This window comes from Flavobacterium cryoconiti, from assembly GCF_048158645.1.
GTDB classification, from domain to species: domain Bacteria; phylum Bacteroidota; class Bacteroidia; order Flavobacteriales; family Flavobacteriaceae; genus Flavobacterium; species Flavobacterium cryoconiti.
Map to the genome: position 1 here is coordinate 128616 of NZ_JBLNKW010000007.1, position 13201 is coordinate 141816.

14 protein-coding genes are annotated in these 13201 nt (G+C 31.7%); 4 read left to right on the forward strand and 10 right to left on the reverse strand.

The genetic code is table 11. The annotated features are described in order from the left end of the window. Window positions 1-75 precede the first annotated feature (75 nt). From ACM55H_RS11500 to ACM55H_RS11530, 7 genes are all read right to left on the reverse strand, one after another. Window positions 76-636, reverse strand: coding sequence for a gluconate 2-dehydrogenase subunit 3 family protein (locus ACM55H_RS11500; protein ID WP_416836623.1), 561 nt, complete (start codon window positions 634-636; stop codon window positions 76-78). Between the two features lie 359 nt (window positions 637-995). Continuing rightward, the gene (locus ACM55H_RS11505; RefSeq protein ID WP_416836624.1) at window positions 996-2186 is read right to left on the reverse strand and encodes a hypothetical protein; all 1191 of its coding nucleotides are present in this window, start codon (window positions 2184-2186) and stop codon (window positions 996-998) included. Between the two features lie 15 nt (window positions 2187-2201). Then, a complete protein-coding gene (locus ACM55H_RS11510; protein ID WP_416836625.1) occupies window positions 2202-3032 on the reverse strand; it encodes a type 1 glutamine amidotransferase in 831 nt (276 codons plus the stop codon). Window positions 3033-3073: 41 nt separating this feature from the next. Next, the gene (locus ACM55H_RS11515; RefSeq protein WP_416836626.1) at window positions 3074-4180 is read right to left on the reverse strand and encodes a carboxylate-amine ligase; all 1107 of its coding nucleotides are present in this window, start codon (window positions 4178-4180) and stop codon (window positions 3074-3076) included. Between the two features lie 124 nt (window positions 4181-4304). Next, window positions 4305-5252, reverse strand: coding sequence for an ATP-grasp domain-containing protein (locus ACM55H_RS11520; protein WP_039108119.1), 948 nt, complete (start codon window positions 5250-5252; stop codon window positions 4305-4307). An 18-nt stretch (window positions 5253-5270) separates the two neighbouring features. Next, window positions 5271-5984, reverse strand: coding sequence for an esterase family protein (locus ACM55H_RS11525; RefSeq protein ID WP_416836627.1), 714 nt, complete (start codon window positions 5982-5984; stop codon window positions 5271-5273). Between the two features lie 226 nt (window positions 5985-6210). After that, window positions 6211-6615, reverse strand: a complete 405-nt coding sequence (locus ACM55H_RS11530) for a glyoxalase (RefSeq protein WP_416836743.1) — start codon at window positions 6613-6615, stop codon at window positions 6211-6213. A 69-nt stretch (window positions 6616-6684) separates the two neighbouring features. On the opposite strand from ACM55H_RS11530, the gene ACM55H_RS11535 reads away from it, so the two are divergent. Continuing rightward, window positions 6685-7068 carry an acyl-CoA thioesterase gene (locus ACM55H_RS11535; protein WP_035672571.1) on the forward strand — a complete coding sequence of 128 codons (384 nt, stop codon included), beginning with the start codon at window positions 6685-6687 and terminating at the stop codon, window positions 7066-7068. Between the two features lie 21 nt (window positions 7069-7089). Here the strand turns inward: ACM55H_RS11535 and ACM55H_RS11540 are convergent, their stop codons facing one another. The 3 genes from ACM55H_RS11540 to ACM55H_RS11550 are packed head-to-tail and all read right to left on the reverse strand — an operon-like array spanning window position 7090 to window position 9046. Continuing rightward, entirely contained in the window at window positions 7090-7482 is a 393-nt protein-coding gene (locus tag ACM55H_RS11540) for an ACT domain-containing protein (RefSeq protein ID WP_416836628.1), read from the reverse strand. Window positions 7483-7509: 27 nt separating this feature from the next. Beyond that, window positions 7510-8769, reverse strand: a complete 1260-nt coding sequence (locus ACM55H_RS11545; RefSeq protein WP_416836629.1) for a mechanosensitive ion channel family protein — start codon at window positions 8767-8769, stop codon at window positions 7510-7512. Further along, window positions 8762-9046: a DUF3817 domain-containing protein gene (locus tag ACM55H_RS11550; protein WP_416836630.1), complete on the reverse strand. Its 285-nt coding sequence runs from the start codon at window positions 9044-9046 to the stop codon at window positions 8762-8764. The genes ACM55H_RS11545 and ACM55H_RS11550 overlap by 8 nt, the downstream gene beginning before the upstream one ends. A gap of 148 nt (window positions 9047-9194) precedes the next feature. Here ACM55H_RS11550 and ACM55H_RS11555 point away from each other — a divergent pair, with 148 nt between their 5' ends. The 3 genes from ACM55H_RS11555 (at window position 9195) to ACM55H_RS11565 (ending at window position 12853) form a co-directional block, all read left to right on the forward strand. Beyond that, complete coding sequence (locus tag ACM55H_RS11555; protein WP_416836631.1) at window positions 9195-9722, forward strand: DUF6155 family protein; 528 nt, start codon at window positions 9195-9197, stop codon at window positions 9720-9722. Window positions 9723-9829: 107 nt separating this feature from the next. Next, a complete protein-coding gene (locus tag ACM55H_RS11560) occupies window positions 9830-11374 on the forward strand; it encodes a DEAD/DEAH box helicase (RefSeq protein ID WP_416836632.1) in 1545 nt (514 codons plus the stop codon). Between the two features lie 141 nt (window positions 11375-11515). Then, on the forward strand, window positions 11516-12853 hold the full coding sequence (locus ACM55H_RS11565; RefSeq protein ID WP_416836633.1) for a DEAD/DEAH box helicase: 1338 nt from the start codon (window positions 11516-11518) through the stop codon (window positions 12851-12853). Window positions 12854-13201: the final 348 nt, after the last annotated feature.

Genomic DNA, 13201 nt, shown 5'->3' on the forward strand with positions numbered 1-13201 from the left:
TAATATTTCGAAAATTTTTTTGCAATAAAATCCTGTAACATTTATAAAAAAAGATTTTATTTTACCAATTGATTTCTATGTAGCCCAAGCTTTTTGCCCCGGTTTGTAATCTGCACTTCCATCATATCTTCCGGGAACTGCTATATATTCACGTGCTTGAGTACAACCAATTTCTGATGAAAAATATCCTAAAATTGTTAAATCTCTTGCTATAATAAAAAATGAAGGTTTTTTAACATCTACAAGTGATTCCGTTCTTAAATGCTCCATTATTTTAACACGCTCCTCAGGAGAAAGAGAGATGAAATTTTTGCTATATTCTTTTTGACATTTCTCTTCCATCTCTTTCATTCCAGATGCAAAAGTTTGTTGTAAATCAGCAGGATAACATTCATTAATCATCATAGGGATAAAAACTCCTAAACCGGCTGCTTTAGCTCCGGGTGCTGCTTTTGTAGTAGGAATAATTATATCTGCAAATTCAGCTAAAAGAGCTTCATCTGTAGGTGAAAATGATACTTTACTATTCTCGTTGTCAGGAATTACATAATCTTTAATTAAAATTCCAACTGTTGTTGCTGAGATAACACCTCCCAGCACCAATGCCAAGTTTTTGATTGCTCTACGTCTATCCATTTACTAAATTATTAAAAGTATTACTATTTGTTGAATATTATGTATTTATTATAACAATACAATAATAAATAAAAATAAGACAGATTCATTTTTTTAATGTTAAATTATTGACAGAATTCAATAATTTGTAAATTATTAAGGAAATAGATTTAAAAAAATCATCAAACACTATCTCTAATCAATAAAAATTATAAAAAATTGATTTTTTTCAAACAAAGTAGAGGCTTTTTTTTTTCTAAAAAAGGGGAAATTTGATTTTTTTGTAAGTTTTAAATTACACATGCATTAACTAAAACGTTTTATTCAAATGTCAATGCGTTAAAATGACGTTTTTGTTGTCGAAATACTATTAAAAAAAATCAGCGCTCAAATAATCCCAAAGTACCACCAACCCAGTCCTTATCTTTATTAAATTTTACACCTATCATTTCACCGCGACTCAATCGTACTAAGTTACAAAGTAGAGTAGGAGCGGTATCTTCTTTTTTCCAAATACAAAGCATACGCACTTCAGCTTTTACTTTTCCATCAGGAGATTGCACTATTGGAATATAGGTAACCTTTTTTTGGAGAATATATAGTTCTTTTTCAACTACCGCTTCGATGTCTTCTTTTTTTACATGAAAAATAACACCCGTTCCTGAAAAAGAAAATAAAGGTTTTAAAACATAATTTTCTAAATCCTCGGGAATTTCTTTGAGTTCACTTAATAATGTAGTTTCTATGAAATATTTCCCTTTTAAAAAGGGTAAAATAAATTTACTGATTCTAAAAAACCAATTGGGATGACCTGCCCATTCTACATCCAAATCATCTGAGAAATGAAAATTTAATTTTAAATCAGTACGTAAATCCAATTCATCAAAAATAACCCGATTATAAATTCGTTTTACAAGAATTTCGTCTCCTTTTTCGTTTTTGTAGAATAGTTGTTTTCCTTTTTTTATAAGTTCAGTAACACAAACTATTGGAATTCCAATGTCTCTGCGACAGTAATAAAAATCGATTTTTGTGTTTTGTTTTTCCGGTTCTATTTCAAGAAGAATAACATTTTCTTTTGGATGATTGTTACAAATCGCTTCTTCAAGTATATCTAGGTATTCCTGTTGTTCAATGCTATTAATGAAAGGTGTTAATTCGCTAAGAAAAGGATATTGCTTCTTAAACTTTTCATACAAATTAATTTGATAATTGTATAGAGAAGGGAACCCTTGCACTTCAATCAGTTTAGGAATAATTACTCCGTCTTCCTCGCAAATTCCAAAATCAATTGCTAGAAAAGTAGTATGTTCATCTTCATTTGGAACTTTATGATTAAGTTCTAATGATTTATTTGTAAGCAATTTGAACGATTCGTTTTGAATTAAAGCTATAACTTCATTACTTCCTTCAATCAATTGTGTTTTTAGTTCATTGGAAATAAAAAAAGGGGTTTCACCCAATCGAAAAGTAGGCATGTAATTAAAATCGGAAGCAATATCATCTTTAAGTGCTTGATATTTTTTTTCTGTAAATTGAGCATTAAATAACTCCCGATATTTTGAAATCATTTGGAATGGATTGTATTAATTAGAAAGCATTTTCTTTGTTTTCATTAAGTCATTAATGGCTATTCGAAGGAAATTTGGAATCAAAGTTTCATTGGTTCTGTATATTTTATCATCATCCAATAAATCTTCCAGCATATTTCTAAACTTTCTTTTTCCTTTCATAGCTCTGATTTTCTCTTTTGCCTCTTTATTTCTCAAATGGGAGACAAAGCTAATAGGATCCGCTTCTGGGTGAAATTGAGTACCTACAAAATAGTCGGTAAAACGCACAGCCATAATTGCACGTTCGTATTGTACATGGTCTCTAATTTTCTCCAAAGAAATGATTTTAGCCCCTTTTTTTGCAAAAATACTTAGCTTAGGCTGTACCACCTGATAATCTCTGGAATCAATCGCATAGAACGGATCCGCTAATCCTTCAAAAAGCGGATCAACAAGTCCTTCTTTGGTTTTATGAATGGTCATAACACCAAAAGAAGTATCATTTCTTTTAGTCACTGTTGCTAAACCAAAATGCAAACATGCCATTTGAAAAGAGTGACAAATAAATAGTACATGCTTTTTAATTGCATTTTCATTGTTCCATTTGTTCAATGAATCAATAAATTCATAATATTTAACATCCCAATTCCCATCACCGATTAATGGATTTCCAGGTCCTCCGGTTGATATATAAATATCAAATTTATTAATATCAGGCAATTCGCATTTTACACGAACATCGAATATTTCAAAACTCACAACTGGACTAAATCGATTCACTACATCAATGATACAACGCATACCTTGGTTAGGTTCACCGTTATACATATCTAAAAGTGCAATTTTTATAATTTTATTGGACATAACCTATTTTTAAAAAAGAATGCACAAAGGTAATTTATATTTTATAATCCCTTGGTAAATTCACCAGTTATAAAGTCTACGACTCTGCAAAGATCTCCCGTTTCTTCAAAAACCGCTAATTGTTTATCTGCTCCAGTTCCGTTTTTCAAAATTTGATGTACGTAATTAATGTCCTCACGACTTCCTAATTCATCAACTACATCGTCAATGAAATCAAGCAATTCCAGAATAAGCATCTTGGTTTCCACTTCTTTCTGCAATCCAAAATCAATCATATTATTATCAATTCCATAACGAGCAGCCCTAAATTTATTTTCTTTTATTAAAGCCAATCGATAGATATTAAAACTGGTATTGTTCATATTCAATTTGTAGAGTTTAGCTACAATCGCCTGAATTATCGCAACAATACAAATTGTTTCATCTACAGTTAAACACATGTCACAAATCCTGAATTCTATCGTATTATAAAACGGGTGCAAACGTAAATCCCACCAAATTTTCTTCGGATTATCGATACAATTGGTCTTTACCAATGTCTCTAAATAATTCTCATACGATCCTACTGAATCAAAATATTCCGGCAATCCAGTTCTTGGAAATTTATCAAAAACTTTAGTTCTAAAGGATTTATAGCCTGTTTGTCTTCCTTCCCAAAAAGGAGAATTCGTAGAAAGCGCAAAAATATGAGGCAAGAAATAAGTCGCCTGATTCATCAATTGCAAGCCAATTTCACGATTTTCAATACCCACATGACAATGCATCCCAAAAATTAAATTGGAACGTGCCGCATCTTGCAATTCATTTACAATATCGTGATAACGAGGATCATCGGTAATAGGTTGGTCTTGCCATTTCGAAAAAGGATGCGTCCCGGCACCGCCCACAATCAAATCTTGTTTATCGGCTAATTCAACGATTTTTGAACGCAAAAATTTTATTTCATTTTTGGCATCATTAACACTATTACAAATATTAGTACCTACTTCTACCACTGATTGGTGCATTTCGGCCTTCACTTGCTCATTCAAAATTATTTTGGCACCATCCACAATTTTAGACAAATGCGAACGCAAATCCCTTGTTACAGGATCAATAATTTGATATTCTTCTTCTACACCAAGTGTGAAAACTGGTAATTTTTTCATTATTTTTTTTTTAGGAGCTATTTCCCGCTTTTCGTTTCAATCTTTCTATTCCTGAAAAAAAAATCAGGAATAGAAAGGATTTTCTCTGTAATCGGGGCTAGGCAATTCCGTTTATCTATAATTTTTATTTTACAGCTACGGCGTCTTTAATAAAAGTTCCCCAAGTAAGATTGATTTTACCCGGCTTTTGTTTTTTTGCGGCAGCAATAGCCATTTTTGCAGCTTCTTCAACTACCCATTCAAAATTTTCAGCACCTACCGAAGTCAATTCAGCGTCTGGCGCGGGATTTCCAAAATCAATAGCATAAGGAATTCCATCACGAACGGCAAACTCAACTGTATTGAAATCATATCCCAATCCTTTACAAAGGCGTAAAGTATAATCTTTTATAGTCGCTAATAATTTTTTGTCAACTGGTGGCCCATCAATCACATAACGCAAATGATGTGGATTTCTAGGTTCGTATTGCATGATTCTAACCGCTTTACAACCCAAACAATATACTCTGAAATATTCAGTAAAAACAATTTCTTCTTGCAACATCATTACTAATTGTCCCGTTTCCTGATGCTTTTCCCAAAACTCTTCTTTGTTTTCTAATCGGTATACGTTTTTCCAACCACCACCGGCATACGGTTTCATGTACGCTGGAAATCCAATATATTCGAAAATTCCTTCCCAATCCATTGGGTATTTTAAATTGCGGAATGATTTTCCAGTAGTATCCGTAGGATGTTCTGCTGAAGGAAGAATCACTGTATTTGGTAATGGAACTCCAAGGGTATCAGCTAAAGCATTATTGAAAAACTTATCATCAGCGCTCCACCAAAAAGGATTATTAATAACATTTGTTCCTGTCAAGGCCGCATTTTTTAAATAAGCACGATAAAAGGGAACATCTTGTGAAATTCGGTCAATAATTACAGCGTACTCTCCATCTTGGTTTTGAACTACTTTTTCAATAGCAACTGCTTCGGCGATGATTCCTTTTTCATTTTTTGAATTCACGCGATCTATAAATGCTTGCGGAAAGGTATCTTCCATTCCAAATAAAATTCCTATTTTTTTCATCTTGATACGTTTATAATTTTAGAAAAATTTAATTCTTGATAAATAATGTGGAAACATTTCTTGCCAAACTGGCCAATCGTGTTTTCGTTCCTGACGAATATCCAGCCAGTGATGGATGTTTCTGTCACTTAAAACTTTACTCAATTTTAGATTTGCATCAAAACAAATGTCCCAATTTGAAGTTCCAAGAACGATATCCATATTCCACAATTCATGGTCATCAAGTCCGTATAAATAATCTTCAGGACTATTGTAAAACACATCATCATTATGAAAGCCATCCAAAAAACTTTTGATATTAAAAGCACCACTCATGGAAAACATGTGACTCACATACCCCGGATGTCGAAAAGCAAAATTAGCGGCATGATACCCGCCAAAACTGCAACCCGCAACAACAACTTTACCGGAAGAGGTATTATTTTTTACTTTTTCAACGATTTCATGACAAATCATTTTATCATATCTAACGTGATTTTCTATGCGATGTACTGGATGAATTTGCTTATTGTAAAAACTGTCTTTATCGATACTGTCTGGACAAAATATCTGGATTAAACCTTGCTCAATATACCATTTTGCAGAATCAATCAACCCCATATCTTTATTTTCATGGAAACTGCCCATAGAAGTAGGAAATAAGATAACAGGATATCCTGCATGGCCAAAAACCAGCATTTCAATATCTCTACCCAGATTGGGTGAATGCCATTTGAAATATTCTTCCTTCATAACTTTATTTTTAACAATTATAATGAAAAAATCCGAGCGATTAGCATAAATAATTTTACTTAACTAATATTTATTATAAAAAACATTGCGATTATTAAATCATAATTAAATTGTAATATTTACATCAATAAGTGTCTATTTTTTAAAGTATAGACAACAAATTCAGTCGATTTAACATATCGTCATTTCTAAATAGTGTCTTTGAATGAACTAAAAATAAATCGGATTATATGTTTTGATTGATCTCAAACAATTGAACTTGACTTTTTAATCTTTCAATAAGCATACTCATCATCCTTTTGTTGATATTAGAAGAATTTTTTATATACTCCGCATATTCATCGGCTGTAAATAATGCGATTATCATTCCTTTTAAAGCATTTCTAAACTTGATGTCTTTTTGAATAGCATTTTCTATAACCGATAATTTTTTTTCGATAGTATAACCATAAAAATCAGCTTTATTTTTTGCTACATAATTAATGAATGAAGCTATAAATAAATCATTTTGCAATTTTAGAATTGGTCTAAGCACTTCATTTTGAAATGATTCTTCTGTTGAAGATTGAGTAGTTACGGAACCTATTGTTTGTCCTCGGAATTCTTTTAAAAAAGTATCGCGTTCGTTCATGGTTTTTTCTTTAAAAATAAAGAAAATAGCCATAAGAAAAGTTTATTTTTGCAGATATAAAGAAAAATTATGAGATTTCACACTAGAAAATGGGTAAAACCAGAAGATTTAAACCCAAACGGAACCTTATTTGGAGGTAAATTATTAGCTTGGATTGATGAAGAATTGGCTTTGTACACCATTATCCAATTAGAAAACACAAGAATTGTCACTAAACATATGTCTGAAATCAATTTTAGAAGTTCAGCAAAACAAGGCGATATTATAGAAATTGGTATTGATGTTGTCAAATTTGGAAATTCTTCGCTTACACTAAAATGTGAAGCTAGAAACATGATGACACGAGAAACAATTATTACAATTGACCATACTACAATGGTAAGTTTGGGCGCTGATGGAAAACCAAAAGCACACGGAAAAACAGAAATTGAATTTGTTAAGGATCGTTTGTAATTAGAGTTGATATTTTCGCTTTTACTTTGAAAATCGATTAAGGATTTCCATTGTCTTATCAGTGTCTTTTTTATCTACAAAAATATGGTCGTGATAAAAAGCGGCTACCACATTACAACTTATTCCTTCCTGTGAAAGAGCATTAGAAAAAGCTGCGGTTAATCCAACAGCTTCTAGAGATGAATGAACCGTTAAAGTAATCCAAGAAGCAATAAAAGAATATTCTAATTTTAGACTATCAGCAAATTCCTTCTTGATTACTATTGTAGTTCCTTCCTGCTCTTTGAATGTCATAATGATATCGTTAAGATTTAGATTTGCCAAATCATGAACCGCACAAAAAACATATTCTCCTGTAATATGTTCTGGTTTCATTGTTTTAAGCAACTTGCCTAAGTCTTTTTCTCCGCTCATTTTATTATAGAATGCATTTAAATTCCTTTATTTTTGATTTGTTACACTTTCATTGATTCCTTCAAAAATCTCTAAATCGAAATATTTTACGGAAGCAATGATATGATCAAATATGTCAGACATAATGTATTCATAATTTTCAAATCGTTTGTCATGCGAAAAAGCATAAACTTCAAGAGGAACACCGTGAGAAGTAGATTGCAATTGACGACAAAGCATTAACATGTCTTTATTTAATCCCGGATAATGATGCAGGTATTGGGTAATGTATTTTCTAAACAGACCTAAATTAGTCAAATTCCGACCATTTATTGCCAATGATTTATCGATTTTATTACTAGAATTAAAAGTGTCAATTTCTAACTTTCGAGAATCAATATAATCTGAAATCAGTTGGATTTTTTTTAATTCGTTTACTTCGTCTTCTTCTAAAAATCGAATACTGCTTGTTTTAATAAGAATGTGTCTTTTTATACGTCGCCCATCAGAATTAAGCATTCCTCGCCAGTTTTGAAATGAATCAGAACTTAAACTATACGTAGGAATAGTGGTAGTAGTATTATCAAAATTTCGGACTTTTACAGTAGCCAAATTAATTTCAATAACATCTCCATCGGCTCCAAATTTATCCATCGTAATCCAATCTCCAATGCGAACCATGTCGTTTATAGATACTTGGACACTAGATACAAAACCTAAAATTGTATCTCTAAAAATCAAAATAATTACAGCTGAAACCGCTCCTAAAATGGTCAGCAGTTCTTTTTGATCGATATCAAATAACTTCGAAATTATAACTGTGATTCCAACCATCCAAAGCACAATCATAATAACCTGAATAAAGCTATCGATAGGTTTATCGCTGTATCTTGGTTTTAACTTTAAATAATCTCTTAATGCATTGAAAATAGTTCTTATAATCCACAGCACTAGCATTACAATATAGATTCCTACCAATTTACCAAAAACACCTTCCCAGTATTCAAAACGATCTAAAATTATAGGAACTGATTTGTAAATAAATAGTAGCGGGATTAAATGGGCAATGTATTTTGCCGTTTTGTTGGTTACCAATAAATCATCAAACTTAGTTTTTGTTTTCTTGGCAACAACGATCATTAAGGTAACCAAAATAAGTCTAAAAAGTATATAAATACCATAAGCTATTGCACATAATAAGGCAATATTTATAATCAAACTTAGGTAGCTTGAAAAACTACTCCCAAATCCTATTTTCCGTAATATAGGATATAGAAAAGTGAATATTTTTTCTATGATTTTATACATTTTTCAAGTATTTCTTTTCCATGTAAAAAGTACCAAGGGGAATTATTGATGCAAGACCGATAATCCCAAATTTTTTAAAGTCCCAATTTTCTCTAAATTTCAATAGCACTGCTAATATAATGTAGGTAATAAACAACACTCCATGAGCCATTCCTATTGGAAATAAAAGTGTTTTGTAAAGACCTAAATTTGTAGGTTTTACAACAAGCATATTTGAAAATAAAACCAAATAGGAAACGCCTTCGAGAATGGCAACAATCTTAAAAAATTTGAGCATAAAAATTAAATTTGAGGTATAAAAGTAAAAAATAAAGAACCAAAGAAGCATTCTTAGTGCTTTATTTATGGCAAAATTAAGTATTATCATTGATTTTGGATGTATTCATTACTAAAGTAATTTACTTTTGTATTCTTAAACTTTGATAATGAGCAAACGCGATTTAAAAAAATACTTAGCTGAACTTAATAAAGAGCAACTCGAAGAACAGATTATCGAATTGTACGAGAAATTTAGTTCCGTAAAAGTCTATTATAATTTTGTTTTCAATCCAAAGGAAGAAACACTTTTGCAGGAATGCAAACTCAAAATTTCAAATGAATATTACCCTTTAAAAAAGGCAGGAAGACGAAGCAAACCAAAAATGAGGCGTTCCGTTGCCCAAAAATATATCAAACATTTTACGCTTTTGGGAGTAGATCCCTTTATCATTGCTGATGTAATGCTTTACAATATTGAAATTGCACAAACATTCTCCTCGGAGCATATTATTAAACAAGACTTATTTTTCAAAAGTATGTTCAATTCTTTTGAACAAGCAGTCATTTTCATGATTGCCAATGGAATTCTTAATGATTTCAAAACAAGAATAATAGCTATTCATAATGAAACTATTAAGCAAAAATGGTACAATGAACCCGAATTCAATGTAGTCATAGAACGATTTGAATACTAAGGATGCTGCATAATTCAATTTTATTTAATCAATCGTTTTTTTTTTAATTAAAATTGACAATTAAACTGTTTTTTAGGCGTATTTTTGCAAAAATCCAACAATAAGCAATGTCCCAAAACACTTTAGAAATAGAAATCGAAGACAAAAAAGAACTTTATGCATATCAAAAAGGCGATATTGACGCCATATTTGAACGCATAGATAATGCACCGCCACAACATCATTTGTTATACCAATTGCCTACTGGTGGTGGAAAAACAGTAGTGTTTTCAGAAATCGTACGTCGTTATTTATCTCAACATGATAAAAAAGTGGTTGTTTTAACACATCGAATTGAGTTGTGTAAGCAAACTTCAAAAATGTTGAAGGGTTTTGATGTGAAAAACAAAATCATCAACAGTAAAGTAAAAGAACTTCCGGATCAAAACGATTATTCTTGTTTTGTTGCCATGGTAGAAACTTTGAAAAACCGAATCAATGACGAAAAATTACATTTAGATAATGTAGGATTAGTAATCATCGATGAGGCGCATTACAATTCATTCAGAAAATTATTAAGCTCATTCAAAAATGCATTTATATTAGGAGTTACCGCAACGCCTTTAAGTTCCAATATTAAATTACCAATGCATGAAAGCTACGATGAATTAATCGTAGGAGACACTATTAGTTCTTTGATTGCAAATGGTTTTTTGGCCAAAGCAGTAACCTATAGCTATGATGTAGGTTTGACCTCATTAAAAGTAGGTATCAATGGTGATTATACCGTTAAATCATCGGATGATTTATACACGAATATGGCGATGCAGGAAAAATTACTGCATGCTTATACAGAGAAATCTTTAGGCAAGAAAACCTTGATTTTCAATAATGGTATCAATACCTCTTTATATGTTTATGAAACTTTTAGAGAAGCCGGTTATGCGATTCGTCACTTGGACAATACCAGTAATAACGAAGAAAGAAAAGATATTTTACATTGGTTTAAACATACACCGGATGCTATTTTAACATCCGTTGGAATTCTAACCACAGGTTTTGATGAGCCTACTGTAGAAACTATAATTTTAAATAGAGCGACAAAATCGTTGACATTATACTATCAAATGATTGGTCGTGGTTCTAGAAAACTGCCTAATAAAGATACTTTTAACGTTATCGATTTAGGAAATAATGCAGCACGATTTGGACTATGGAGTGAGCCGGTAAACTGGCAACATATCTTTAAATCACCTGAGTTTTACTTGGAAAATTTGCGTGATGATACGGAAATTGAATTGTATTTCAAATACAATATGCCACCTGATGTACGCGCAAAATTCAGCAAAACAGAAGTAGTAACTTTTGATGTCGATGAAGAACATAAACTCATCATTAAACAAAATTTACGCTCAAAAGAAGTGCTTGAAAAATCGTTGGACCAGCACGCAGCCATGTGTGTTGATAATTCAGAGACTTTGCAAGAAGCTAAAGCATTAGGGAAACTGTTAGATGATGATATCGATTGTCGCATCAAACGGTATTCTAAATGTTTGAGTCAATGTAGTAAAAATTACCGCGAGTGGCTTGTTGATGATTACAAATTAAAACTGGTATTGTTAACGGGAAAAAAATATCGTGAGAAAATCATGAACGAACCTGATGAAGATTAATATTTTCTTTTCAAGGAGCTAATCCCGCTGTACACTATATCTGTTGTGGCGAACCCCGCCACAACAGGATGTCGTTTCCATCGGGGCTAAAATTACCGTTTACAAAACAACTTTTTTATAAAATTATAAAATCCAAAAAAAATGCCAAAGCAATTCTCTGATTTAGGAATTTCAGCGCCCATATTAAAAGCAATAAATGAATTGAAATTTACTGTACCAACAGAAATTCAACAAAAAACAATTCCGTTGCTTTTATCAAATACAACGGATCTGGTTGGACTTGCCAAAACGGGTACTGGAAAAACAGCAGCATTTGGATTACCCATTTTACAATTAATAGATACCAATTTATCTGTAATACAAGTAGTAATTCTTGTACCAACAAGAGAATTGGGACAACAAATCTTCAAGAATTTAGAATCTTTTGCTAAATTCCTACCCGAAGTTTCTATTGCAGCAACTTGCGGAGGAATTCCAATCAAACCACAAATAGAACGACTTTCATTGCCTACACATATTGTTGTAGCAACACCTGGACGTTTAATTGATTTAATTCAACGTAAAGCAATAAACTTAAAAGAAACCAGATTCCTCGTACTTGATGAAGCCGATGAAATGGTTACGATATTAAAAGAAGGCTTAGACGAAATTGTAGCTGAGTTACCTAAAAATCACTATACTTTTTTATTCTCGGCAACCATGCCAGGGACTATAAAGCAACTAATTCAAAACTACTTAAACAAAAACGTAGTTCAAGTTAGTGCTAATATGGAAACTATAGGGAATCAAGGAATTGACCATGAATATATTGTGGTGGATCCAATTGAGAAACTTGATGTATTGATGCATTTCTTAAATACTAAAGAAGGAGAACGCGGAATTATTTTTTGTAAAACGAAAGCCGCTGTCAATAAATTAGCTAAAAACTTAGCCATCAATAGATTTTCATCAGGAGCATTACACGGAAGTTTATCACAAGGGATTCGGGACAGAATTATGGAGCAATTCCGTGAAGGACATATCAATATATTAGTAGCTACCGATTTAGCAGCAAGAGGAATTGACGTAAAGGAAATCTCTTATGTAGTCAATTATCATTTACCGGATGTTTATGAAGCATACGTTCATCGTAGTGGAAGAACAGCTAGAGCAGGAGCAAAGGGACTTTCTCTAACGGTTTTACAACCAGAGGAAGTAATAGAAATTGCTGATTTTGAAAAAGAATTAGGAATTAAATTTACCCAGTTCAAAAAACCAACTGTTGCCAGCATCGAAGAAAATAACACGTTGTTATGGGCCAAACAAATTTTCAAAACCAAGCCCAATCATGATGTTGATGCGGAACTTAAAACCAAAATAAAAACAGTTTTTCATCATTTGACTAAGGATGAATTAATTGAAAAATTATTGGCTAATTATTTGTTGCAAAACAAAAATGAACCTTTGGAAAAGCCCGTTAAAAAACTTAAAAAGAAGTAAAAAATCTTTTCTATAATACAATTTACAAAACCATTGTAATTACTTTAAAAAGTAATGCAATGGTTTTTTTGTGAAAATTCATATTCAAAACTGGAAAAACCTTTTAGATCTTAATCTCTCAACCCAATTTAAAAAAGAAAAAACTAACAAAAATTGATTGAGGAAATGAATTATTATATGCCCTTTAATTTTATGGTACATAGAAAATTTTGCATTTAAATAAAAAAGAATACTTCTGCTTAACAAAAACAAAATAGACACTATCAAGCTTTTTCAACGCTATCGTTTTCGTTGAGAATAAAGTAAAAAAAGCCCGAAAACACTAGTGAAATCGCTGTTTTTTTAACC

Bases quoted from the DNA above. Each gene is read 5' to 3' on its own strand.
- ACM55H_RS11510 (WP_416836625.1), bottom strand. From the start codon at position 3,032: ATGTCCAATAAAATTATAAAAATTGCACTTTTAGATATGTATAACGGT.
- ACM55H_RS11515 (WP_416836626.1), bottom strand. From the start codon at position 4,180: ATGAAAAAATTACCAGTTTTCACACTTGGTGTAGAAGAAGAATATCAA.
- ACM55H_RS11560 (WP_416836632.1), top strand. From the start codon at position 9,830: ATGTCCCAAAACACTTTAGAAATAGAAATCGAAGACAAAAAAGAACTT.
- ACM55H_RS11565 (WP_416836633.1), top strand. From the start codon at position 11,516: ATGCCAAAGCAATTCTCTGATTTAGGAATTTCAGCGCCCATATTAAAA.
- ACM55H_RS11555 (WP_416836631.1), top strand. From the start codon at position 9,195: ATGAGCAAACGCGATTTAAAAAAATACTTAGCTGAACTTAATAAAGAG.
- ACM55H_RS11550 (WP_416836630.1), bottom strand. From the start codon at position 9,046: ATGCTCAAATTTTTTAAGATTGTTGCCATTCTCGAAGGCGTTTCCTAT.
- ACM55H_RS11500 (WP_416836623.1), bottom strand. From the start codon at position 636: ATGGATAGACGTAGAGCAATCAAAAACTTGGCATTGGTGCTGGGAGGT.
- ACM55H_RS11525 (WP_416836627.1), bottom strand. From the start codon at position 5,984: ATGAAGGAAGAATATTTCAAATGGCATTCACCCAATCTGGGTAGAGAT.
- ACM55H_RS11520 (WP_039108119.1), bottom strand. From the start codon at position 5,252: ATGAAAAAAATAGGAATTTTATTTGGAATGGAAGATACCTTTCCGCAA.
- ACM55H_RS11545 (WP_416836629.1), bottom strand. From the start codon at position 8,769: ATGTATAAAATCATAGAAAAAATATTCACTTTTCTATATCCTATATTA.
- ACM55H_RS11535 (WP_035672571.1), top strand. From the start codon at position 6,685: ATGAGATTTCACACTAGAAAATGGGTAAAACCAGAAGATTTAAACCCA.
- ACM55H_RS11505 (WP_416836624.1), bottom strand. From the start codon at position 2,186: ATGATTTCAAAATATCGGGAGTTATTTAATGCTCAATTTACAGAAAAA.
- ACM55H_RS11530 (WP_416836743.1), bottom strand. From the start codon at position 6,615: ATGAACGAACGCGATACTTTTTTAAAAGAATTCCGAGGACAAACAATA.
- ACM55H_RS11540 (WP_416836628.1), bottom strand. From the start codon at position 7,482: ATGAGCGGAGAAAAAGACTTAGGCAAGTTGCTTAAAACAATGAAACCA.